The sequence below is a fragment of the Vitiosangium sp. GDMCC 1.1324 genome (assembly GCF_003044305.1).
Lineage (GTDB): Bacteria > Myxococcota > Myxococcia > Myxococcales > Myxococcaceae > Archangium.
Genome location: NZ_PZOX01000001.1, coordinates 139649 through 163382, shown reverse-complemented (window position 1 = coordinate 163382; position 23734 = coordinate 139649). Strand labels below are relative to the sequence as shown.

11 protein-coding genes, 3 pseudogenes and 1 riboswitch are annotated in these 23734 nt (G+C 70.4%); of the genes and pseudogenes, 3 read left to right on the top strand and 11 right to left on the bottom strand.

Translation table 11 applies throughout. The features are described 5' to 3' along the window. Nucleotides 1-47: 47 nt before the first annotated feature. Nucleotides 48-2210 (top strand): serine/threonine-protein kinase, encoded by a 2163-nt coding sequence (locus tag DAT35_RS00560; RefSeq protein WP_108064897.1) that lies wholly within the window; start codon nt 48-50, stop codon nt 2208-2210. Nucleotides 2211-2228: 18 nt separating this feature from the next. Continuing rightward, nucleotides 2229-2936 carry a hypothetical protein gene (locus DAT35_RS58735; RefSeq protein WP_158501496.1) on the top strand — a complete coding sequence of 236 codons (708 nt, stop codon included), beginning with the start codon at nt 2229-2231 and terminating at the stop codon, nt 2934-2936. A 21-nt stretch (nt 2937-2957) separates the two neighbouring features. Here DAT35_RS58735 and DAT35_RS00550 read toward each other — a convergent pair whose 3' ends face one another. Continuing rightward, the gene (locus DAT35_RS00550; RefSeq protein ID WP_108064895.1) at nt 2958-4340 is read right to left on the bottom strand and encodes a general secretion pathway protein GspE; all 1383 of its coding nucleotides are present in this window, start codon (nt 4338-4340) and stop codon (nt 2958-2960) included. 57 nt (nt 4341-4397) lie between these two features. Continuing rightward, a complete protein-coding gene (locus tag DAT35_RS00545) occupies nt 4398-4793 on the bottom strand; it encodes a VOC family protein (RefSeq protein WP_199242761.1) in 396 nt (131 codons plus the stop codon). Between the two features lie 28 nt (nt 4794-4821). Between DAT35_RS00545 and DAT35_RS60445 the strand changes: the two genes are divergently transcribed. Then, nucleotides 4822-6798, top strand: coding sequence for a DUF4388 domain-containing protein (locus tag DAT35_RS60445; RefSeq protein ID WP_233261231.1), 1977 nt, complete (start codon nt 4822-4824; stop codon nt 6796-6798). 18 nt (nt 6799-6816) lie between these two features. Here the strand turns inward: DAT35_RS60445 and DAT35_RS00530 are convergent, their stop codons facing one another. The 9 genes and pseudogenes from DAT35_RS00530 to DAT35_RS00500 form a co-directional block, all read right to left on the bottom strand. Next, nucleotides 6817-9996, bottom strand: coding sequence for an MYXO-CTERM sorting domain-containing protein (locus DAT35_RS00530; RefSeq protein ID WP_158501495.1), 3180 nt, complete (start codon nt 9994-9996; stop codon nt 6817-6819). A 13-nt stretch (nt 9997-10009) separates the two neighbouring features. Beyond that, nucleotides 10010-13600 carry a flagellar motor protein gene (locus tag DAT35_RS00525; RefSeq protein WP_108064892.1) on the bottom strand — a complete coding sequence of 1197 codons (3591 nt, stop codon included), beginning with the start codon at nt 13598-13600 and terminating at the stop codon, nt 10010-10012. After that, nucleotides 13597-15501: a hypothetical protein gene (locus DAT35_RS00520; RefSeq protein WP_108065590.1), complete on the bottom strand. Its 1905-nt coding sequence runs from the start codon at nt 15499-15501 to the stop codon at nt 13597-13599. The genes DAT35_RS00525 and DAT35_RS00520 overlap by 4 nt, the downstream gene beginning before the upstream one ends. 62 nt (nt 15502-15563) lie before the next feature. Further along, entirely contained in the window at nt 15564-17327 is a 1764-nt protein-coding gene (locus tag DAT35_RS00515; protein WP_108064891.1) for a hypothetical protein, read from the bottom strand. A gap of 99 nt (nt 17328-17426) precedes the next feature. After that, nucleotides 17427-17507, bottom strand: a riboswitch (cyclic di-GMP riboswitch). Between the two features lie 78 nt (nt 17508-17585). Beyond that, entirely contained in the window at nt 17586-18554 is a 969-nt protein-coding gene (locus DAT35_RS00510; protein WP_108064890.1) for a hypothetical protein, read from the bottom strand. Nucleotides 18555-18589: 35 nt separating this feature from the next. Further along, nucleotides 18590-20428 (bottom strand): sensor histidine kinase, encoded by a 1839-nt coding sequence (locus tag DAT35_RS00505; RefSeq protein WP_108064889.1) that lies wholly within the window; start codon nt 20426-20428, stop codon nt 18590-18592. Continuing rightward, a pseudogene (locus DAT35_RS62280) lies at nt 20425-20943 on the bottom strand (diguanylate cyclase domain-containing protein); the annotation flags it as partial. The pseudogene DAT35_RS62280 and the gene DAT35_RS00505, both read right to left, overlap by 4 nt. 57 nt (nt 20944-21000) lie before the next feature. Continuing rightward, nucleotides 21001-21351 (bottom strand): annotated as a pseudogene (locus tag DAT35_RS62275) (PleD family two-component system response regulator); the annotation flags it as partial. Nucleotides 21352-21417: 66 nt separating this feature from the next. Beyond that, nucleotides 21418-23691: pseudogene (locus DAT35_RS00500) on the bottom strand (response regulator); the annotation flags it as partial. Between the last annotated feature and the right edge of the window lie 43 nt (nt 23692-23734).

Sequence of the window (23734 nt, the reverse complement as noted above, 5' to 3'; positions counted from 1 at the left end):
AGGGGCTCTAGCGGTCGTCGGGCCGGGGCCTCTAGCATGGGGCTCCAATGAGTCAGGTTCGTTACCATCCGCTCGGACCCCTCCTGTCGGGTGAGGGCTCTCGCGCCTTCCTCGGGCTGGCGCTCGAGGCGGGTGCCGCTCCCCGTCCGGTGGTGCTGGTGTGGGCGCCTCCCGAGGTCGCCAGGGACTCGGAGCTCTCTGCCCAGCTCGAGCGCGAGACGCAGCGCGCCGCCGTGCTGGAGCACCCCAACATCCTGCGCGTCCACGGGATGGTGTCCCTGGATGCCGGGCTCGCCCGCGTCACCGAGTTCGCCGATGGGGAGTCGCTGCGCCGCGTGCTGGAGGTCCGCCCGCGCATCCCCCCCGCCTTCGCCGCGCTGATCGTCTCGGACGTGGCCATGGGCGTCCACTACGCGCACATGGCTGGCAACGACGACGGCACCCCGCTCGTCCACGGAGACCTGCGCCCGGAGACGGTGATGGTCTCCTTCAACGGCGTGTGCAAGGTGACGGGCTATGGGGCCCTGAACGTCGCCCCGCGCGAGCGCAATGGCCGGCGCGTGCGCAACCGCCGCAACTACAGCGCCCCCGAGCAGCTCATGGGCGGCCGCGAGGCCGTCACCGCCCGCACCGACGTGTTCCTCCTGGGCCTGCTACTGCATGAGTGCCTCACGGGGCGCATGCCCTTCCAGGATGCGCCGGACTCCGACCAGGCCGTCCTCACCCGGCAGCTCCCGCCCCTGCCCGCCGACATCCCGCGCCCGCTCGCCGAGGTAGTGCGCCGCGCCGCCGCCAAGCGCGCCAACGAGCGCTATGCCACCGTCCTCGAGTTCCGCGAGGCCGTGGTGGCCGCCATCGAGGGGCTCCCCTCCGCCGAAACCTTCTCCGAGTTCCTCGCCCAGCTCTTCCCGGTCGACCGCGACGCCCGCGCCACCCGGCGCCAGATGCTGGAGATCGGCCTGGCGGACATGACCCGCCGCGCCTCGCTCTCAGGACTGCCGGCCGCGCAGCCCACCTCCGCGCCCGTCGCCGAGCCTCCACCTCCCGCCACGCCCACGCGTCCCTCGGGCAGTGTCCGCCCCCTCACCCCGCTCGTGGCGATTGACACCATCGAGGAGGAAGTCGCCTTCAAGGACATCCCCTTCGACGAGGATGATGCGAACGCCGTCGACTCGGTCCTGGAGATCACCGGCCGCCATACCCTCCCCGGTGTGGCCCGCCCCCTGGCCGCTCGAGAGGAGCCCCGCGCACCGTCCCTGAGCGAGGAGCCCGTGACACCGCCGCTCGGACCGGAGGCCCGTCCAGCGCCCGTCCGCGAGGAGCCGCCCCGGAAACGCGCCGAGGTGGACGACGACGAGCCCGTGCCTCCGAAGCGACGCTCGCGCGTCCCGCTCCTCGTCGGAACACTGGCCGTGGCGGCCGCCGCCGGTGGCTTCTTCCTGTGGAAGGGGCGCCAGCAGGCCGACCCGGCCACCGCATCCAACGCGGCTCCTCCCGTCGCGCTCTCGGCTCCGGCGAAGACCCAGGGGCCTGCCCTGGCCGCCCCCGGAGACACGGGTGCCACCTCCCCGGCCTCCGCGCAGCCCGTACAGGGAGAGGCGGGGACCACGGCGACGCTCGCCACCGCGCCGTCCACGCTGGCGGGAGACGCGGGCACACCCTCGGCCCAGGGCGCGGCTCCGGCCGTGGCCGTCGCGGGTGGACCCACTCCGTCCGGGCCAGCAGGCTCGGTGGTGCCCGCCTCGGGCTCGGCCCCCGCGGTCCCTTCCGCCTCCGAGAGCACACAGACGCCCGAGCCCCAGAGCGCCGCGGTGACCACCCGGCTCCAGCTCTTCGTCATGCCACCGGTGGAGGTGTCGCTCGATGGCAAGCGGCTCGGACGTACGCCCCTGGCGGTGCCGCTCGCGCCCGGCCCGTACACGCTGGAGCTGAGAAACCCGGCCAAGGGCGTGCGGACCACCCGCGCCATCACCGTCCGCCCCCAGGGGACGACGAAGCAGCGCATCCTCCTGGGTAAGGGCATCGTCCAGGTACGAGCACCGGCGGGCTCCCGCATCTTCCTCAACGGACGCAAGGCGGGACCGAAGCTCTCTCTGTACGAGGGCGAGCACCAGCTCGTCGTCACCACCGGCAAGGCCCGCTGGGAGAAGTCCTTCCGGCTGGAGGCACGCCAGCGGGTGACGTTCGACGTGGCCTACGAGAATCCGTGAAGCAGGAGGGGGGAGAAGATGCACGCAAGACTCGCGATGGTGTGCCTGGGCGCGCTGCTGGCGGCGACGTCCGCGCGGGCCCAGGAGCCGCAAAGGCCCGCGACGGAGAACCAGGAAGAGTCCGCTGCGCCCCCGGGCAGCCGCCTGCAGGGCCCGGGTGACATCGACGCGCGAGTGATGCTCAACGCGGACGTCATCCTGGCGTTCATCAACGTGGGCGTGGGCGTCGACGTGGGGGTGCTGAAGGCCGGCCCTGGCGTGCTCGCGGTCGGCGGTGAGTTCGAGACCGGTGCCTGTGTCAGCCCGTGCATCGCGCTCAACCTGGCCACCGGGTATGCCTTCAGCCACCTGTTCTATTCACCCAACGCCCGCGTCAGCTACCACCTGCTCCCGGGCAACTCGCCTGGTCTCCAGAAGCTGGACCTGTACGGGCTGGTGCTCGGGGGCGTCACCGTCACCACCACCCGCGTAACCGGCACCGACGCCGGCTCCGGCACGGACTTCGACTACCAGGGCAGCGACGTGGGCCCCTCCCTGGGCCTGGGCGCCGGCGGCAAGTACTTCTTCCGGGACAATCTCTTCGTCGGCGCCGAAGGCCGCCTGCGCTATTCGGCCGGCGAGTACACCTACACCGCCCGGGCTGGCCGTGTGACGCTCTCCGACAGCCAGTCCACCTGGAGCCTGAGCGGCTTCAACGTGCAGCTCTTCGTCGGCCTGCGCCTGTGAGCGGCCTCGGGCCGCGGCGGCTCACGCTCCCTTGCGGCGCCGGATCATCGCCTCGTACGAGCGGCCCACGCTCTGCGAGAGGATGAGCAGTTCGCCCACGTCAGGCGGGGTGAGCTGGCCGGGCCCGTTGTCCACGTACAGCATGTGCACCAGCTTCCCGCGCACCAGCAGCGGGAGGATGACGGCCGTCGTCGGGTAGTCCCCGCCCAGCAGCTTGTAGAAGAGGCCCGACGCCGCCTCCCGGCGCACCGGCCCCACGTAGTGCGAGCGCGTGTCGCGCACCAGGCGGAAGGTGCTCGGCCCCTGCAGGCCAATGCCGATGCGCTTCACCGCGGACTCGCGGACCCCCTGCCCCATGCCGCGCCAGCCCGTCACCAGGCTGCCCTGCACGCTCAGCAGCAGGGTGCGCTTCCACTTGCTCATCGCGAAGCGCAGCACCGTGGTGGCCACCTGCTCGCGGTCCGAGCTGCGCGACAGCTCGGCCTGCGCCTCGGCGAAGGTGAGCGGAGTGGACAGTGGCTCCGGCGCCACCCGGACCACCGGTACCTGCGGACGAGGACGTACGGGAGCCACCGCGGGAGGTGGCGCCACGGGAGGAATCCGCGGCGGAGGCGCCGGTGGCACGGCGGGCACCTCGGGCTCGAGGATGATGGGGGCCTCCTCCAGGAGCTGTTCCTCGGGCAGGAGCAGCTCGGCGTGGGACACAGGGGGGGGCGCCACGGGAGGCGGAGCCACGGGAGGCACCGGCACCTCGGGCACGTACCCCTCCACGATCGGGGCCGGAACCTCCTCCTCCGCCACCATCTCCACGAGATCCAGCACCGGCTCCGCGCCCACGGGCGTGCCCCCTCCGGTGAGGGCCTGGGCGTAGAGCGATTGGAACTCCTCCTCGCTCATCAGGTCCTCGCCCTTCGTGGCCGCCTTCTCCGCCTCCTGCTGCGCGCGCGTGGGCCGCACGGCGTTCATGTCGATGGCCCGCATCGCCCGGAATGCCTTGGCGTAGCGCCGCTGGAGCTGGTTCATCCGGAACTCGGGGATGACCACCGGCACCACGCGCTTGCCCGTCTTGAAGGCCAGCGCGTCCAGCGTCTGGATGTCCTCGGGGTTGATGACCGCCACGCTCATCCGCGTGGCATCCACGCGCATCGGCAGGAAGTCCTTCTCATCCGCCTGGCTGAGGTCCACCAGCTCCAGCGCGCGTGGGTCCGGAATCATCTCGCCCGAGGCGGAGGCGACGTTGTGCTGCTTGCCCAGCACCCGCGCCAGGTCCTGCTCGGACAGCAGCCCCAGCTCGACGAGGTTCGTCCCGAGCCGCCCGCCATGGACGACCTGCGATTCGAGCGCTTCCTCCAGCGCCTCGGGGGTAATGAGGTTTTCCTGAAGGAGCAGTTCGCCCAGGCGCATGACGGCTGAGGCTTGTAGCCGTCCCCCGCCGCCTTCCGCAAGGCATGCCTGCCCGCCTCAGGACACCGGGTCCTCCGGATGATGACTGAGCGCCACCCGGTTCCCCTCGGGGTCCCGGACATACACCGTCCACTTCGTCTCGTGCTCCAGGGGTACTCCCGCCCGGGCGAAGGTCTCCACCGCCCGGGCCCGCTCGGCCGGGGAGATGCGCAAGGCCAGCAGGAAGAGGCCCGGCCGCTCGTTCCGGAAGGGGCCTGGCTCCGGCTCGCCCGTCACCTCTTCCAGGGCGAGAAAGCCCCCGCCCGGTACCCCGACCCAGACACTGCGGAGCGAGCCGTCGGGCCGGTAGTGCCTTTTGAGCTCAGACAAGCCGAGCACCTCCCGGTAGAAAGCGGTGACCTTCTCAACATCACGAACCTGGATGGCCAAGTGGTGGAAGCCCTGAACGTCCATGATCGGAATGGTATGGTGCCCACCCCCCATGGCGCGACTGCTCATCGTCGAGGACCACCCTGAACTGGCTTCCCTCATGGTCGCCGCGGCGGAGAGCCGCGGCCATGAGGCCACAGCCGTCCACACCGGCGAGGCCGCGCTCGCCCTCCTGCACCCGGCCGCCTTCCACGCCGCGGTGGTGGACCTGCTGTTGCCCGACATGCGGGGCAGCGCCGTGCTCTCCGCGCTCCGGGACCACGCCATCCCCGCCGTCGCCGTCAGCGGTGTCTTCAAGGGAGACCGCTTCGCCCGCGAGGCCACCGAGGTCCACGGCGCACGCGCCTTCTTCGAGAAGCCCTTCGAGCTGCTGCAGCTCCTGGAGGCTGTCGAGCAGCTCTGCGGCCTGACCCGCCCCCTTCCCACGGCCGGCGACGAGGCCGAGGAGGTGGTGGTCTTCGAGGACGCCGCGCTGCTGGACATGGACGACGAGCCCGTCTTCACCTCGGCCGAGGACGAGCCGGGTTTCACCGCCCATGAGGACGAGCCCGTCTTCAACCCGCCTCCGGAAGAGCACACCCCCGTCGTGCAGGGGCTCGCGGTCGTCGAAGAGGTCGAGGACCCGATGGGGGCCGAGCCCCCGCCCCCCGCCGCGACGATGGCCGAGGCCTCCGAGCAAGCGGCGATCCCGGCCACCCAGGCACCCGCCCCGAGCGAACCGGAGCCCATCGAGCTCCCGCCGGACATGGCCCACCTGGCCCCCCAGCCCAGCGTGGACGAGACCGCGACCCTCCCGCAGGACAGCGTCCCGGCCGACCAGGAGATCACCGCCGCCCGCGGGACCCCCGTCACCCTCAAGACGGAGGACCTCGAGGAGCTCGGAGCGTTGGATGAGCTCGAGTCGGCCGAGGAGGAGCCACCTGCACCGGAGGAGGCCCCCTCCGAAGAGCAGGCGATGCAGGAGGCGCTCGGAGCGCTCGAGGAGACCTCGCTCCCCGCAGCACCTTCCGAGGAGCCCGCGACACCCGAGGAGCATGCGGCATCCGAAGAGCACGCGGCGCTGGAAGCGCTCGGGTCGCTCGAGCAGGCACCCGTCCCCGAGGCCTCTTCCGAGGAGCACGCGGCACAGGATGCGCTCGGGGCGGAGCCAGCACGGACCGACTCCGCCACGGACACTCCCGAGACCCCGGAGCCCGAGCCCGGACTCGCCCTGCCCTTCGGCGAGCGCGAGAAGGTGTGGACCAAGCCGGCCCACTCTGGCGCTGGCCGCCGTCCCCCGCCTGAATGGTCGCTCTCGGGAGACCTGAAGAACACCAGCGTTCCCCGGCTGCTCAACGCCTACTACGAGGCGCGCCACAGCGGAGAGCTCAAGCTCCGGCAGGGCTCTGTCCAGAAGGTCGTCTATTTCGAGGCCGGCCGGCCGGTCTACGCGGCCTCCAACCTCGCCCACGAGCGCTTCGTCCGCTTCTGCGTGCGCCGCGGCGTGCTGCCGGAGGCGAGGCTGCAAGAGGTGGCCACACTCGCCCGCGAGCAGAACCTCCGCTCCAGTGAGGCGATGATGCGCCTGGGCATCCTGGACGCGCGGCGGCACCCGCAGCTCATCGAGGAGCAGGTGAAGGAGCTGCTCTGGTCCACCTTCTCGTGGACCGAGGGCGCCTACGGCTTCAGTCCCAAGCGCCCACCGCAGGCGGGCCTGGTGAAGCTGTCGGTGTTCCCCGGGGATCTCATCCTCGAGGGCATCCTCCGCTCCGAGCCGCTGGAGTCCCTGCGCACACGGATGTCCCGCTCGCGCCGGCTCTTTCCCACCGCGGCGCCGCCCTATGCCCTGCACGAGCTGAAGCTGAAGGGGCCGCAAGCGCTGCTGCTGGCCTACACGGACGGCAGCAAGACGGTGGAGGATCTGCTCACCCTCACGGAGCTCCCCGAGCGCGGCGTGCTCGCCACGCTCCGGGGGCTGGAGCTCATCGGCGTGCTGGAGGAGCGGCGCGACGAACCGGCCAGCCGCAGCCGCATCAGCTTCGGCCTGTAGGACGCGGCCGCCCCACCCTCACCGGCGACGGCGGCGCACGGCCGCCACCAACGCACCGAGAGCAAACAGCACCGGACCCGGACTCGAGCTGGTGCAGCCACACCCGGAATCCGGCACCTGGGGCCCGGCATCGTCGCGGATGGAGATGGGCACGTCCCGCAGCCGGGCCTCGCCCTCCATGCGACGCTCGCCCACCAGGTGCGGGCGCGCCACGTAGGTGAGCGTCCCGCCGCCATCACCCTCCAGGGACAGACCGGTCACGGAGAGAGCGCCGTCTGCCCAGGTGGCTGTCACGGGCTGGCCATTGAACTTCGCGCTGCCCTCCACGTACGTGAGCCCCTCCAGACGCTCCACGTAGCTCACATCGCTCACGCCGCACGCGGTGGTGTTGAGCAGGTCCACGGAAACGCCGACGAACCCCGTCTCCGAGGCGGCCGGTACCTCGGCGCGGCGGCGCACCTTCACGAAGGGCTCCACGGTGATGGGCAGCGTATGCTCGAGCGAGGCCACGTCCCCCGCCCCCGCGTCCGCCGTCACCCGGACCACCACGGCTCTGCCCACCAACGCGTCGAGCCCGGTGTCTTGCGTCACCAGAGACACCGTGCCACCGGACAGCGAAGCCTGCTCCAGCGGCGGACCCTCCACCTGCGACCAGGTGACAGCCGAGGTCGGACAGGCGCCCTGTGGGAAGGTCTGGGTCAGCGTGGCACGCGCGCCCTCGCCGCAGCGAGCCACCAGCACCGACTCCTCCGGCAGCGACTCCAACCCCGCGGACAGCCGCGGCAGCACCACGTCCGTCGTCGTCTCGGGGGTGCGCAGGCCCGAGCCTTCCGCCATCGAGGCCTTCAACTGGAAGTGCCCTCCCTGGCAGCCCACTCCCAACGGGAACCGCCACCCGCCGTTCATGTCCACCGTCGCCGACTGCGACGGCCCACCTCCGCCCACGGGCTCGAGCAACAGGTCGGCATGCAGACCCCGCTCCGCACCGCAGTTGAGATTCGAGGTCACCCCCACGTACAGCTCGTCGAGGGGCGGCGGGCGCGCGTCGAGTTCGAGCGAGAGCACCCCCGCGTCGAACGGCTGCATGTCGGTCTGGATCATCACCTGACGCTCCGAGGGCGGGCCGGCGGGCCCACCGGCGGACCCCAGGTGGTTGACGCTGGTGACGCGCAACTGGGTCTCGAGGCAGTGCTGCGTCTCCACCACGAGCCTCGACGCGGGAGCTGGGAAGCTCTCGATGGGCGGCCCGCCAATCCCATCCCGGAACGTGATGCCACCACCGGGCACGCCCCCGTCCACCTGCGACACGTTCCACATGGGCACCACCCCAGGGAAGGAGGGACTGCCCGCGCAGTCGTGGCTCGGAGTGTTGGGCCCGAGCACCAGCGACTGTCCGGCGCTCACGTGCTCCACACCCGTGTCCGGGCTGAAGACCGCGTTCGGCGAGCCCCAGGGCGCCACGCGCACCGTGAAGTCCTTGAAGCTGGAGAGGCCTCCCTCATCTTCCACCAGGAGCCGGACATCGAAGTCCCCGCCACCCGCCTCACAGAAGACACGCGGAGGTGTGATCACCGCGGTGCCACCATCCCCCTGAACCAGCGACGGCACATTCGCGCCCGAGAACCGGGGCTCCCATCGCTTCTGGATGGCGCAGCCCGCGGCCGTCGTGTCTCCACCGAGCACCCGCAGCGTCAAAGCAGAGGTCCCCGCGGGCACCACGCCCACGACCGTGCCGCTGGGAACCACGCCTCCATCGGGGAACACCACCGGGGGCATGGCCGGAGCCAGCGTATGCTTCACGTACACCTGGATGTCCTTGTGGGCATCGTGCTGGGCCAGACCATCCGAGGCCTGGACACGGAAGGAGCCCGCCTTCTCCTGGCTCTGGCAGACGGAGCCTGGAGTGACCGTCACCACCACGGGGTCCCCTGGTCCTCCATCGGCCGCCCCCACCTTCCACAGCGGTGTGTCCGCGCTCAGGGGAGAGGCTGTCACCAGCACCGGATCGTCATCCAGATCGTTCGCCGCGAGGGTGACCATCACGGGCGGACTGCCTTCATTGAGCACCACCGAGGCATCCATCGGCTCATCCACCACGAGCGCCCCCGGAGCGCTCACCGAGATCTCCGGGCCCGCGTCATTGGTGTAGATGAAGATGTTGCCCCCATTGTTGCGAGCCGCGGTGAAGACGCAGTAGCTCGCGCCCGTGCAAGCGACCAGCTTCAGCGGAGCCGTCGCGACTCCCGCCGGAAGAGGCCTGAATTTCCAGAGAGTCCCCGCCTGTGTGTCGGCGAGCATGGGCACCGGGCTCATCACCGCGAGCCCCGTGCCGTCCGGCCTCGACACGATGGCCATGCCGAACCCGGTTCCCGCATCACTCCCGGCCTCCACGTTCATGGACACGCTGTCCACGCCCAGTCCCGCGGGGAGTCTCTGGACCGATTGGATCGGGTTGCTGCTCCCCTGCGAGCCCTGGAGGAATCCATTCTGTGCTCCCACGACAGCGTAGGGAGACGCCGGACTCCCGGCGGCGAACACATCGATCGCCTGCACGATGCCCAGTGCATCGCTCGGGGCCTGTAGTTCGCTCACCCCGCTGCGGACCCAATAGACGCTGGAGGTGTTGAAGTGGGTACCAAGAAGCGCATGGATCGTGCTGCCCACCCGTCCCAACCCCATGGACCCGGTGATGGTGTCCGAAGTCCCCGTCTCCGAGCCGAAAGGGGCAGCATCGTAGATGCTGGTATTCGACAGATAGACATGGGGTCCGGACGAGTCGTTGGCCAGCACCACGGCTCCACCACCGGCCGTGTGCTTCACCCGCACGATGCTCTGGGCATTGACGATCTGGCCAGGACTGCCCCCACACGTGCCTCCATCTGCCCTGGAGGAGAGACGATACCCGGGCCCGTCCTTGTTGACCGAGATGAAGCAGTCGTCCGCCTGTTGGTAATAGGTACCGGCCGACTCGGCCGAGCCGCCCTGGCTGATCCTGCGCGAGAAGCCTCCATCCAGGAACAGGTAGGCCCCGGCCTCGCTCGTCCCGACGAACCCCAGCGAGAAGTTCCCAGGCGCCCAGATGTCCAGGACATCATTGGGCGTCTCCTTGATGGACAGGTCCGTGCGCCAGTCGGCATGAGCCCTGGCGGCGGCCAGCAGCACGAGGCCCGCCACCGCGCACAGGGCGGCGAGCCGCACACGCGCCCCCCACCTAGTACGCGAGCTCCGCCCGAAGATAGAGCCTGTCGGAACCATTCTGTGCCTCCTCCGGCAAGCCCGGTCCGGTGAATCCCAACAGCGTATAGCCCGCGGCCACACGCATCCTTTCGTCCACCCGGTACGCCACCTCGCCCCGTAGCGAACCCAACGATTCGTTCTCGGGTGCCACCGACCGCCCCACCGCCTCCACCGCCACCTCCAGCCCCCCTACTACTCGCACCGACGGGCGCAACGAGCCGGTGAACACCCATATCGCATCGGCGCCCCCGTTGCTCCGGCCCACATGTAACCCCGCCGCCAACGCGAACCGGTCTCCCAGACGCACGGCCGGCAGCAGTGAAATGATCTGCTGGACCCGCTCGCCGAAGACGGAGCGCTCACCGGGAACCAGTTCGCGGGTGAGGCCGTAGCGCGCCACCACCAGGAAGGGCCCCGGCCTCCACGCGAGTGCGGCATACCCCTCGAGGAGCCGGGCTTCCGCCTCCCTGCTCTGACGCTGGTAGGTGCGGCCGTAGTTCATCCGCCCGGAGATCGACAGGTCCTCGCGCAGCACGGCCTCCGCCGCGAGTGTCATCACCGCCTGGAGGCGATCCACCGGCTCCAGCGAGCCCCGCACCGGAGTGCCGCGATCGAAGCGCATCTCCACGCGACCATCGGCCCGGAAGCGCGCCAGGATGAGCTGCCCGGAGAGGCTCGCCACGTCGCGCCGCAGCGTGGTGGGCGCATCGAGCACGCCGCGCACGCCCCGCTCGTAGCGAGCACCCACGTTGAACGAGCCAAAGAGGGTCTGCTGAAAGCCCACCGCCCGCGACAACCGCACGGAGTTGGCGTCGTGCGAGGCGACATCCTCCACGAAGAGGCTCGTCCCATCCGCCAGCGCCGTGCTCGCCCCGCTCACCGCGCGGCTGGCGCCGAAGTCCGGCCCGTCCACGTCCACCGAGTAGCTGCCATAGTAGACGTCCTGCCCCCGGTGCCACGTGCCCTGCAACCAGGCCAGAGGCCCCAGCCGGGGACCCCAGCCGCCTCGTACGCCCACCACGGCGTCGTCATCGACCCTCACGTCCACGCCCGCCGAGGAGAAGGTGTCGTCCACCCGGCCCGGGCCCTCACCGCGCAGCACCAGCGCCTGCCTGTGGCCGGCCGACACACGCAGCCAGTCATTCACCACGTAGTGGCCCTGGAGGCCCGCGGACGTCCGTCCTCCTTCGAGCAGCGGCCCCTCGCCGGGCACCTCGCTGGCGCGCAGGCTGGCGTCACGCAACTCCACGCCCACGCCCCACCGGTCCCGCTCGTAACCGAACCCCAGCCCCAGCGTGCGCGCTTCCAGCGGCTCGTTCGAAAAGGGCAACCGCGGATCCGCCGAGAGCCGATCATCCCCAAGCAGCGTGAGGCGCCAGGGCCCCAACGGCTGCACGACGCGCAGGGACGCCTGGCGGAAGGACAGGGTGTCCACGTGAGTGCCATCGGAGAAGCCCGCCGTGCGCCGGCGGAAGGCCGCATCCACCGACCCCTTGCCGAAGAGGCCCGGCCCGCGCAAGCGCAACCCCAGGGCATCCCCACCGCGTGCGTCCAGCTCCTCGTTCGGCCTGAGGAAGGAGAGGCCCCCATCGTCCGAGACGCCGAACAGCAGCGCCGACGTCACCGCCAGGCCCCGACTCCTGGCCACCTCGGCCATGAGCGTGTAGCCCGCCAGGGTGGTGCGCGCGTGCCCGGAAAAGAGAAGGTAGGGAGCGCCCTGGCGCTGCTCGCGCACGGCGGACACGGACACCCGCCCCTCCTTCCATTCCGCCCACGCCTCGCCTCCAGCGGAGTCGGCCGGGGAAGCCGATTGCAGCACGGCGTACTGCACGGTGAGGACAGGCTCGGGCGCGGCCGTCAGCGGCTCCGTGCGCAGCAACGGCTCGCCAGCGATGAAGGACAGCGGGCGCGCGAGGAGGACACGGCCCGCCGTGTAGTCAATCTCGTAGTCCCGGCCTCGAATGAGATGGCGCTCGGCGAGCGGTAGCCCGGTGACTCCGTCTCGCAGCTCCACACGCAGCAGCTCCGAGCCCTCCGCCACCGGCGCCGAGCCCAGGTAGTAGAGGCTTCCGCCCGTACCACGCAGCTCCTCGTACGCGGGCAGCGCGGAGAGCGTTCGCGTCGGGTCCGCCAGCCCTCCGGCGAAGGCCTTCACGCCCGCACGCACCCGTCCCAGCTCCGCCGCCAACTCCGCGAAGGGGCCGAACAACGGCCGGTGGTAACGGCCCACCTCGCCCTCCGACTGATAGGCCCGGTACGTCCCCAGGCCTACCCGGCCAAGCTGCTCATGGCGCACCTCCAGCCGCAGACGGCCCTCGGCGGGGTTGGGCGTGAGGCCCACGGATTCGTCACCCCACTCGGGGATGGCGAAGTCCGGATCCGGTGCCCGGTCCAACCGCGGAATGCGAGGACGCAGCCAGTCGGCCGCCGGGCGCCCGCGCAGGCTGTCCACGTCGACATCCCGGAGGTCCAACTCGCCGATCAGGGAGAAGGCCCCCAGGCGCGCCTCGCCATGGGCCGCACCGCGCCCTCGCAGCCGGAAATCTCCCGTGAACGGAGAGATCGTGGCCTCCACGTCCAACAACCCCACCGCGAGGGCCCGGGATACCGCCTCCAGCTGCACCGTTACCGTCTGGGCTGGCTCCCTGGGCGGCTGCACCTCCAAGGCCACCACGTTGCGGCCCGGGACGAGGACCAACGGCACCAGCGCGGAGCCCTCGGGTCCCACCGTCACCTCGCCCTGAGGCGAGCGCACGCGCGTGCCCGCGGGGAACTCGGCACTCAAGGACGAGGAACCACTGGCCGGAGGCTCGCCCTTGCTTCCCGGCAGCCGCAGCACGCCGACGGGCTCGGGCTCGCGAGGGATGACGAGCAGACCGCCGTCACGTGACACCACGTCGATGCGCTGGCGGAAGAGGCGCAGGGTGCCCGCGGCTCCGAAGACGACCACGGACAGCACGTTCTCCCCGGGCGCGAGCCGGACACGCGCACGCCAGTCGCCGCGCTCGTCCACCTCCGCCGGGACGGTGCCCACCCGCACCTCATCACCCGGTGAAGCGTGCCCGGCCACGAGGAACTCGACGCCGCCCGGCACCACCGCCGCCGCGGGCGGCGTCTTGTCATACGCGAGCGACAGGGAAGGCAGGGGCTCGGCCCGGGTACGCACCGCGAAGTCCTGGAGCACCACGGCGGCCCACGGCACCTCCACCGTGACGGCCGCGGGGCGGGCCTCGCTGTCGGGCGGCAGCGTGCGCGGATCCAACCGCAGCCGTTGCCGGCCGGGCCGCAGGTGCACTCCGCCCGTCACGTCGGGGCTTCGCGCGTCCACTCCGGCGAAGTGGTAGCGGCCCGAGGCATCCGTGCGCACCTCGCGGCCGGTCGCCAACACCAGGCGGATATCCGCCAGGCCCGGCTCCTCGGGAGCACACCGCCCATCCCCGTCCAGGTCCTGGCACACGCGCCCGGCGATGGCCGCCGCCAGCTCCGGTGACTCCGCCCGCGCCAGCTGCGCCCGCGCGACGCCCGGCAACAGGCAGAGCAACAACGCCCAGGCGGCCCGCCTCAAGGCCGCACCTCGGCGAGCGCTGTCACACCGGTGCGCACGTCCGCCACCGACACGCTCACGGGCCCCTCATGTTTCACGAGGAAGGTGCCATATCCGTCCTTCAGCTCCACGGCACTCCGCTGACCGGCCGACAGCCATACGTGCGCCTCGCGGCCCACCAACACCCGGCCCGACGCGTCCTCCATCCAGAACGTGACGCGCGGGCCCTCCACCTTCAACCGCACGTTCACCGGCACGGAAGGCGCCAACCGCACCGACTGCTCCGCCATGACCGGAGCAAGGGGCTGCTCCCGCGGGAACACCGGCCCGCCCTCGCCCAGCACGTACACCGTCTGACGGAGCCCCGGCCACTGGCCATGCACCACCTCGACCCGGCCCGGGCGAACGGGTCCAAACACCACCGCACCATCCTCGCCCGTCATCCGCTCCTCGCCGCCGACGCGCAGCGGCTGTCCCGGCACCGGCAGCTCAGCCAGGTCCGTGACGCCCGCGTGCAACGTGCCCTGGTCCACCCAGACGCGCAGCCGCGCGGGCTCCGTGCCGGCCGGGCCATACGCGAGCGCTTTCACCACCGTCTCGCCAACAAGCCCCTGGGGCGGCAGCGTCCAGGCACTGGTGAAAACACCCGGAGCCTCCTCACGTGGCGGGCTGAACGTGCCCACCGGAGCGCTCGAAACCACCAGGGCTCCCGGCCTCGGCCTCCCGAAGGCATCCCAGGACTTCACGGTGACGGTCACCGTCGAACCGAGATGCACCATCGGCTCAGGAAGAGACAGGGAGGTGCGCGCGACCGGCCCCTGCACCAGTTGCAGCGACAATTCCTCGCGCGAGCTGGTCCCGCGCTCCGGCCAGGTGGCCACCAACCGCTCCGGTTCCGCGGGCAGGGTGCGCGGCGCAGTGTAGGTCCACTCGAGCAGCCCGCCCTCGGCGCGCGTCGGCCCGCGCAAGGTGCCGTAACGGGCCGAGGCCGTTACCCGCGCGTCATGCACGGGCCGGCCAAAGGGATCGCTGGTGGCGCACAGCATGCGTGCCCGGGACGTGCCATCCACCGGGAGCCGCTGCGGGTGGAGGACGCACGCCAGCCCGTCCGTGGGTGGCAACGCGAGGTCCATCCGGGAGCGCCGCACATTGCCCGCCGCGTCCACCGCACGCGCCTGCCCGACGCTGTGACCGGGAGGGACGATGACCGGCAGCCGGAAGCGTCCGTCCGGCGCCGCCTTCACCGGCCCGAAAGTCGTCCCGGCGATGGTGACGGAGATCTCCGCGTCCGGCTCGGTGCGGCCCGGCAACTCCACCGAGGCGGCGAGCGGCACCAGCACCTTGCCATAGGCGCCGTGGATGGACTGCGGATGGGGCCACGCCGAGAGGGCCACCAGGATCGCCACCTCTGGGTAGCGCGTGTCCGGCAGCACGTACCGGGCCTGCCAGGTGCCAGGCCCGGTGCGCACGAGCCCCTCCACCCGGCCTACGTTGGCCCGCAGCACGGGCGGAGCCCCGGTGTCATCCGGTGTGCCATCCGGCTGGAGCATCCGCACCGTGAGCCGCGCCTCCTTGTCCCGCCCCTTCACCGGCGCGGGCGGATCCAACGTGAGCGACACCTGCGTCGCCGGTGGACCCAACACGTACCGGGCCTCGGCCCGAGACCCCACGCCCTCGGCGGCTACCTTCACCTCGCGTGCTCCCGGCTCCGGGACGACGAGGAACGTCCGCAGAGGGGGCTGCTCGGGACCTGGCTGCAACCGAGCCCCGCTCGCCGACACGGAGAGCCCCTCCGCTGGCACGAGCGCACCCGTGGCGTCCCGCCGCACCAGAGCAATGGAGAAGCCCTCGGGTGGGACGGCCGCGGACGGCCCCAGGATCTCGAGCGTGTCCGCTGAGGCCGCCGAAGCGACGAGCAGCAGCACTGGCAGGAAATGGTTCAGAGTGTCGGTAATTTATCAGCGTCCGTGCCGTGCCCGAAATCCTATCGCCGCGATGCGACACGGCCCCGCGCCCGGGCGTCCCTCTCCCGGAGCAACAACGAGGCGAAGATCCACACCCCGAAGAGGGACACCGAGCCGCCCCCCGCGCTGCAACCCGCGCGAGACTCCTCCGGGGCCGCGTCCGGCACCGCCCCAACCTCCACACCGGACCCCTCCGCCGGCGACTCCACCGTCCCCGGCCCGCCCGTCTCCGAGCCAGCACCAGATGGGAGCTGCCCCTCGTACCCGCTGGGCACGAAGTAGTGCGCGAAGCCACCCTTGTCGGAACCGGTGCTCTGGGGCTCGGCGGGCACGAACTGGCCGTAGCGGACCTCCGTGCCCGGCAACGGCTCTTCCGACTGCCCGCCGCACGAGAGCTCTCCGTAGAGGCGCACCCGGAAGGCGCTGCCGGGCGCGCCTTCCGCCTGGGCGGACAGGTTGCGCCGGCCCTGGAGAGGCACGGCCCGGGCCACGCTCGTGACGTCATGCCCGAGCTCATCCGGCCCCACCTGGAGGCCCGCTCCGAGCCACACCCATCCCGCGGTGGCGGGCGTCCCCTCGAAACCGTTGTCCACGCACAGCACACCGGTGCCCGTGCTCTCGACCTCGGTGGAGACCACATCCGACTCACCAGTGGAACGGCTCACCAGCAGCGTGCCCAACAGCGGCCGCGAGCCGGGCGAGGCGCACACGGCGGCGGGATCCTTGGAGGTGGGCATCGACGAGCAATCATCCGGCAGGCGGAACACGAAGGCGTACACATTGGAACTGCCGTTCTGCCGCGCCGTCCACACCACCCGCACCAGGCCATCCGAGCCCACGCTGATGTCGCTGAGCACCTCACTGCCAGGCGTCTCGGTGAGCCGGTAGTACGTCTGCGTGCGCAGGTCATACAGCATGAGATCGAAGTTGGGCGTCGCGCTGGACGCATCCCACCGCTCGAAGGCGATGAGCGGGCCACTGATATTGGGATTGGTGTCCGCGCCCGGAAGCGTGAGCCGATGGACCTCGCCCCCGCTCACCGGCTGCCAGGCGATGTCCGAGTCCGCCCCGCTCTCGGTGCCCTGGGTCACGTACACCACCACCTCACCGTTGGTGTCGGGCAGGGTTTCCTCACCCTGCGTCCCGGTGAGCTGGGAGACCTGGTAGCCGCCGTCGACGGCGCGGGCCGACCAGATGTCGCACCCTGTGTTGCCAGTGGCGCACTTCGTCCACACCACCGTCTGACCGTCCGCGCTGACCCCGGGAGTCTGATCCAGGCTCGTATCCTCGGACAGCCGGGTGAGCGCGGTCGTGTCCATGCGGTAGGCGAAGATCTCCGGCGGCACCGAGGCAGCGGTGTAACCCTGCTCCTGCCACGCCACCGTCTGCCCTCCGACCGTGGCCGCGTGCCGGTTCGCGCCGGAACGCGGGGCGAGCTCTTCCGCGGCCCCTCCCGCGCGCGCGTTGAAGCGGAAGATGCGGCTGGAGCTCGTGGCGCGGGTGAAGACCACCATGTCGCCGTTGACGTCGGAGACGGAGTCGTATGCCCCCGCGTTGGGGATGGCCTGATCCACACCCGAGACGAGGTCGTGATAGCGAATCTCACTGGTGCTGAGGCTGCTCCGGCTGGTGTAGGCCACCAGCGCCCCGCTCACGTGAGGCTCCGTCTGGTCTCCAGGACCATCGTTGATGACGAGGGACGTGCCTCGCAGGGGAGCACCCGTGTTCTGACCCAGGGCCAGCACAGGCACCAGGCACGCGAGGGTGGTGAGCGTCCGCATCATCGTGGCTGACCTCCGGTTGCACCACAGGCGAAAGACCCGACCCTGTGACAAAGGGCGATCCCGGGCTCAGCCCCCCAAGCGCGAACCAGCGCCAGCTCCCACGGCAACCACGGCCGGCCGTACTTCAGGCCCCACGGCTTTGCGCACCCAGGCTTTCACCCGGGATTGCCCTTGTACTGGGACGACTCTCAGACCTTGAGAGATGCAAATTACAGGCCTGATTAGTAGGCGTCAAGGCGCTCGTCTGTCAGCCTGCCATTATTGGCCCTGCGGACGTGGGTCATCCCATATCCCTGGGTCCACTGTGACCTTTTTCGGAGGAGTGGTGTCCACGGTGAGGGCGCGTTGCTCCTCCTGGCGTAAACCCCCTACGGACAAGGCATGGACCTGGACGGCATTCGCGCCTTCCTTGAGAGGCACGATCTGAGAGAAACGACCCTCCTCGTCGGTGGGGATGATTCGACCCCCCACGTCCACGTGAGCGCCAGGGTCCGTCTGACCGGAGACGACGACCTGACGCCGGGGGCGGGCGGGCCAGTTCACCTTGAGGAGGAGACTGGTGGGGATGGGGGTGGGATCCGAAGGTCCTCGGCCGGGGCGGACGATGGACTGCTGGCCGGCGCGGACGATGACGACCTTGCGCAGACCGCTGAAGGAGGCCTCGCCCGAGAGGGTGGCCAGGGCGACGGTGCCCGCGCCGTTGTTGCTCAAGGTGAAGGTACCGCCCTCGGTGCGGGCCACGGCGTCACTGCCAGCGGCCATCACCTCGAGGGTCTGCCCCGCGTCGGGTTTGACGCGAACCGTCGTCATACCGTTGCCGAGCAGGAGGCGGGAGAGCGAGTCGGTGAGGTCCTCCACGGACACCTCGGTCCCTGCCTCCATGCGGACCTCCACGGCCTCGCCGCCAATGAGAACCGCGTAGGAGCCCTCCAGGGTGCGCACCGCGTCCGAGGGCCGCAGGGACTCGCCGGCACTGGCCGTGCGCCATGCCCCACCTCGGCGTACCTCCACCGTGCCGCGAATCTCCTCCAACTTCAGGTGCACCGGACGCTTGACCGGAGGAGTCGCGGGGGGAGGGGCCTCCACTACCCGGGGCGGCGGAGGCGGAGACGGAGGGACTGGAGGCTGGTGCAGAAAAAGGAAATAGCCCAACGGCAGCGCGGCCAGGATGACGACGAGGCCAAGCAGGAAGGGAGCGCTGCGCCGACGGGAGCGGGGGGCGTCCATACGGCCCCGAAACTACCTCAGCCGGGCCCCGCGCCTCACGCCTTCGGCAACCACACGGTGAAACAGGTGCCCTGCCCCACTTCCGTGCGCAGGTCGATGGTGCCCCCCGCCTCGCTGACCACCCGCCAGGCGACCGACAGGCCCAGGCCCACGTTGGACCAGACGTCCTTGGTGGTGAAGAAGGGCTCGAAGACGCGTGAGCGATGCTCGGGGGCGATACCCTTGCCGGTGTCCTCCACCTCGAGGAAGCCGCGCCCGTCCCGCTCGCCGGTGCGAAGGGTGAGCCGCTTCGCCTGCGTCTTCAGCATCGCGGTGCGCGCATTGGACACCAGGGCCAGCACCACCTGGGACAGGTGACCCGGGTCCCCCCTCACGCGCACGGGCGGGGAGCCCAGCTCGGTGGCGAGCACAATCCCCTCCCCCTTGATTTGATTCTCCGTGAGCGAGAGCGCGTCGCGGATGACGGCGTTGAGGTCCACGGGCCGCAACTCGGGCTTCGCACGCTGCTGGGAGAAGCGCAGCAGGTTCTGGGTGATCTCCTTGCAGCGCTTGGCGCTCAGCTCGATCTTCCGCAGCGTGTCGAAGTCGGGATCCTTCTCGTCGCGCTCGAGCATCAGGAGCTGGGTGTTACCCAGGATGCCGGCCAGGGGGTTGTTGATCTCATGGGCCACGCCGGCACCGAGCTGGCCCACGGCCGCGAGCTTCTGGGCCTCGAGCAGTTGGACCTGAGCGGCCTTCAGCTCGGCGGTAGCCTCCTCCACCCGGGCCTTGAGCTCATCATTCCAGCGCAACATCCGGACGCGGGCGGCCTCGAGTTCGGAGCCCATGCGGTTGAAGGTGGAAGCCAGGTCGCTGAGCTCGTCGTCGCCCTCCACCTTGACGCGCTGGCTCAACTCACCACGGCCAAAGGCCTCGGCACCGGCCACCACCTCGGACAGGCGGCGGTTGAGCCGGCGGGTGTAGAGCGCCCCCAGGCCGAGCAGCACCAGGAAGGCTCCCCCGATGGACACCAACACCGTCCGGCGCATGGCATGCACCGGGGCCAGCGCGACGTCCTCGTCCACGGCCACCACCACCTCGAAGCCAGGCACCTTGGGCACCCGTGCGGCGCTCGCCCGCATGGCCGGAGCATCCACCCGGAAGCTGCGCACCGGCGCGTCATCCGAGGCGAGCCGGGTGGCCAGCGCGGCCCCCACCGGTTGCAGGCGGCGCTCCGGCAGGGAGCTGGCCAGGATGCGTCCGGCCGAGGAATCCACCAGTTCGATGCGTCCCGGGTTGCCCCCGGCGCGCCGCTCCAACAACGCCTGCAGATCAGAGAAGACGACCTCGGCGAGCGCGTAGGGAGCGTCCTCCCCGTCTGCCAGCTTCACCGCCACCGCCACTGCCGCCTGCCCACTGGGAGCGTGTGCGTAGACACGACCCAGAGCGGCCTGCCCCTTGTTGCCCCGACGCAGCGTCTCCACGGGCACAGCCCGGGCGAGCGCTGTCGTCGCGGTGGGATCGAACCCCGGGTGGTCACTCTCTCCCGAGGCCTGGAAGACGGGCGCTCCCCGCGGCTTGCCCTGCGCGTCGAGGTGCAGCACCGCGCTGACGGAGGGAGACTGCCCATAGAGGAGCTGCAGCCCACCCTGGAACTCCTCGGGGGTGATGCTCTCCCAGTTGAAGAGCTCCGCCGAGCGCGCGAGCGCATCCACCGTCTTCATGAGCTCCATGGACACGCTCTCGGCGGTGGCCTCCGCGACGACGCGCTGCTCGGAGACGATGCGCTCGGCCAGCTCCGCCTCGGCGCGCGACAGCAGCAGGAAGCCCACCGCCGCCAGGGGAAGCACCGTTGCGGCAAGCATGAAGAGGATGAGCTGCTGGTAGAGCCTCATCCAGTGGCCGTCCGGATGACCGCGAGCTCGCGGTCACTGCGCAGGTAGACGGAGCCCTGGATGGCCTTGGCGCGCTTCTTCATGTCCGCGGCCCGCCGGGCAAGCTCGGCATGGTCGTTGGACACTCCATCGCTCAGCACCGCCACCACGGACACGCTCATGATGGGGAACTTGCGCTTCTCCCCGTAGCGGTCGTCCGTCTCGATGTAACCCCGCTCCCGGTCCTGCTTGTCGTAGTAGAGTGGGATGATGCGATCGAAGGCCTCGATGGCACGCTGGCAGATGCGGTCCACGCTCTCGGGAGCGGTGACGAAGACGAAGTCATCGCCCGCCACGTGCCCGAGGAAATCGCCGGGCAGCCCTTCCTGGCCGAACACTTCCCTCAGCAGATCACCCGTCTGGCGGATGACGCCATCGGCCTTCGCGAAGCCGTAGTAGTCGTTGTAGGCCTTGAGGTTGTCCAGGTCGAGGTAGCAGAAAGCGAAGGGCCTGCGCTCGACGAGCCGGCGCTGCACCTCGCGCTCGATGGCGCCCGAGCCGGGAAGCTGCGTGGTGGGCGAGGCGCCCAGTTCCTGCTCCTTCCGGCGCAGCACCGTCTCCACGCGAGCGCCCAGCTCCAACGCATCGAAGGGCTTGGTGAGGTAGTCGTCGGCACCGAGCTTGAGGGCACGCACCTTGGCGCTCGTCTCGGAGTGGGCGGAGATGAAGATGACGGAGATGTAGCCGCTGGCGCGCTCGGCTTTGAGCTCCTCGAGGAAGTGGTAGCCGTCACCATCGGGGAGTTGCACGTCCAGCAGCAGCACGTCCGGGCGGCGCTCGCGCAGGGCACGCTGTGCCTCCTCCAGGGTGGAGGACACCTGCACCTCGTAGCCGAGGCTCACCAGCACCTCGCGGCAGATGGCGACCACCTTCTCGTCGTCGTCCACCACCAGCACGCGCCCGTGGTACTGGCCGGCGCGGCCTCGCACCAGGGAGTCCACGGTGGCCAGCAGCCGGTCGGACTGCAGCGGCATGGACAGGAAGGCATCCGCCCCGGCACGGAAGGCCCGTTGGCGCTCGTCGAAGGCGGAGAAGAGGAGCAGCGGCGTCTGGCGCGTCTCCGGATCATGCCGGAGGATCTCCGCCAACCGCAGACCGTCGATGACGGGCAGCCGGGCGTCCACCAGCAGGGCGTCCGGATGGAGGGCACGCGCCTGGGTCAAACCCTCCTCGGCGCTGGGGGCCAGGCGCACCTCGTAGCCACGCGCGCGCAACAGGGCCTTGGTGATGTAGCCAATGTCCGGCTCGGCCTCGACGAGCACCAACGCCCCCCGCCGCTCGGGATTGCGCTTCTGGGTGAAGTCCAGACCGTCCGGCCGCAGGTACTCCGCGGGAGGCTCCACGGGGAGCACCACCACGAAGCGCACGCCATCCTGACAGGGCTCGCACCAGATGTAGCCAGCGTGGGCCTCCACGATGTTGCGGCAGATGGCCAGCCCCAGCCCGGTGCCGCGCACGGTGCGGTTGGCCTTGGTGCGCGCCTGCTCGAAGCGGTCGAAGATGCGCTCCAGGTTCTCCTCGGCGATGGGCTCGCCACTGTTCCAGCACGTGAGCGCCACGTAACCCGGCACCGCCGAGGTGGCCTTGATGTCGAGCCGCACCTCGCCGCCCTCGGGAGTGAACTTGGCGGCGTTGGTGAGCAGGTTGTTGAGCACCTGGGTCAGGCGGTTGGGGTCCGCCAGCGCCCGGAGCCCGTGCTGAGGCAGGCCGGCGGACACCTTGATGCGCCGCTCCATGAAGGCGGGGCCGTACTTCTCCACCGCCCGGCGTACCAACTCGTCCACGTACGCCCACTCGAAGTTCATCCGCAGCCGGCCCTTGGCGAACTTGGCCAGGTCCAGCAGGTCATCCACGATGGCGTTGAGCTTCTCCGTCGAGTCGCGCGCCAGCATCAGGTAGCGGCGCTGCTTCTCGTTCATGTCGCTAGACAGGAAATTGAGCACCAGGTCCAGAGAACCGGAGATGGAGGTGAGCGGCGTGCGCAGCTCATGGCTCACCATGTGGACGAACTCGTCCTTGCGCTCCTCGAGTTGCTTCTGCTCGGTGACGTCGCGCAGCACCACGCACACGCCACGCAGCACCCCGCGCGAGTCGTTCACCGGAGTGACGGTGGTGTGGATGGTGAGCTCATCGAGCTTCAGCTCCTCACGCAAGACCTGGGCGCCGCCGTACTCCCAGCCGCGCACCAGCTCGAAGGGATCGAACCCGAGCTTCTCACGCAGCCGCTTGCTGGCGTCCGGGGTGGTGGGGCCATCTCCTAGCATCAACAGGCGGCGCGCGGCCGGGTTGAGCACGACGATCTCATTCTTCTCGTCGGTGAGGATGACACCATCGGCCATGGACTCGACCATGCGGTCGATGCGCTGGCGCGAGGCTTCCTCGGAAGCGCGCAGGGACTGGATGGCATCCGCCGTCTGGTTGGCGAGCGTGTCCAGCAGCGCGCCATCCTCCTCGGAGTAGACATGAGGGCGCTGGGAGAAGAGCGACAGCAACCCCACCGGGCGGCCTCCGGCGGTGAGGGCGACGGTGAGCTGGCTGGCCCACGTGGCCGGGGCGGCGGCATCCTGGGAGGTGGTACCGGTGACGTGCGTGATGACGCGATCCTCGGGCAGCACCAGCCCCGAGCGCTGGCCCCACGAGACCAGCATGGCCTCCTTCACGCCCAACAGCGACTGCTCCCCGACGACGGTGCCCTGGCAGCGCAGGCGCAGGGTGGCGGTGCGATCCCAACCGACCGCGATGAGCGCCGCGCCACAGTCGTAGGGAAGCACGCGCGATACCGCGGTGAGGACACGGTCGATGATGGCGTCGTAGCCGAGCGGCTCGTTCGCACTGGCCCGGCTCACTTCGTAGAGGACGCCGAGCGCTTCCACCCGCTGATGGAGCTGGCGCAGCAGCCGCTCCTTGTCCCGCCGCAGCTGGGTGTACTCCACCGCGTTCTTCACGGTGATGACGAGGTCGTTCAAATCCCAGGGCTTGGTGATGTAGCGGTACACTTGGCCCTGGTTGATGGCCGCGATGATGTCCTCGGGGTCGGTGTAGCCGGTGAGGAGCAGCGCGGTGACGTCGATGCCTTCGGAGCGCGCGGCTGCCACCAGCTCGATGCCCGTCATCTCCGGCATGCGCTGGTCGGTGATCAACACGTCCACACGGTGCTGCCGCAGAAGCCCCAGTGCCTCTCGGCCGGAGTGGGCCGACAGCACGTGGTAGCGCTTCTGGAACATGCGCACGAGGAGGTCGATGACGTCGGGCTCGTCGTCGACCAAC

Excerpts from the sequence above, each read along its gene's own strand:
- DAT35_RS00560 (WP_108064897.1), top strand. The coding sequence starts at position 48 with ATGAGTCAGGTTCGTTACCATCCGCTCGGACCCCTCCTGTCGGGTGAG.
- DAT35_RS58735 (WP_158501496.1), top strand. The coding sequence starts at position 2,229 with ATGCACGCAAGACTCGCGATGGTGTGCCTGGGCGCGCTGCTGGCGGCG.
- DAT35_RS00550 (WP_108064895.1), bottom strand. The coding sequence starts at position 4,340 with ATGCGCCTGGGCGAACTGCTCCTTCAGGAAAACCTCATTACCCCCGAG.
- DAT35_RS00545 (WP_199242761.1), bottom strand. The coding sequence starts at position 4,793 with ATGGACGTTCAGGGCTTCCACCACTTGGCCATCCAGGTTCGTGATGTT.
- DAT35_RS60445 (WP_233261231.1), top strand. The coding sequence starts at position 4,822 with ATGGCGCGACTGCTCATCGTCGAGGACCACCCTGAACTGGCTTCCCTC.
- DAT35_RS00515 (WP_108064891.1), bottom strand. The coding sequence starts at position 17,327 with ATGATGCGGACGCTCACCACCCTCGCGTGCCTGGTGCCTGTGCTGGCC.
- DAT35_RS00510 (WP_108064890.1), bottom strand. The coding sequence starts at position 18,554 with ATGGACGCCCCCCGCTCCCGTCGGCGCAGCGCTCCCTTCCTGCTTGGC.
- DAT35_RS00505 (WP_108064889.1), bottom strand. The coding sequence starts at position 20,428 with ATGAGGCTCTACCAGCAGCTCATCCTCTTCATGCTTGCCGCAACGGTG.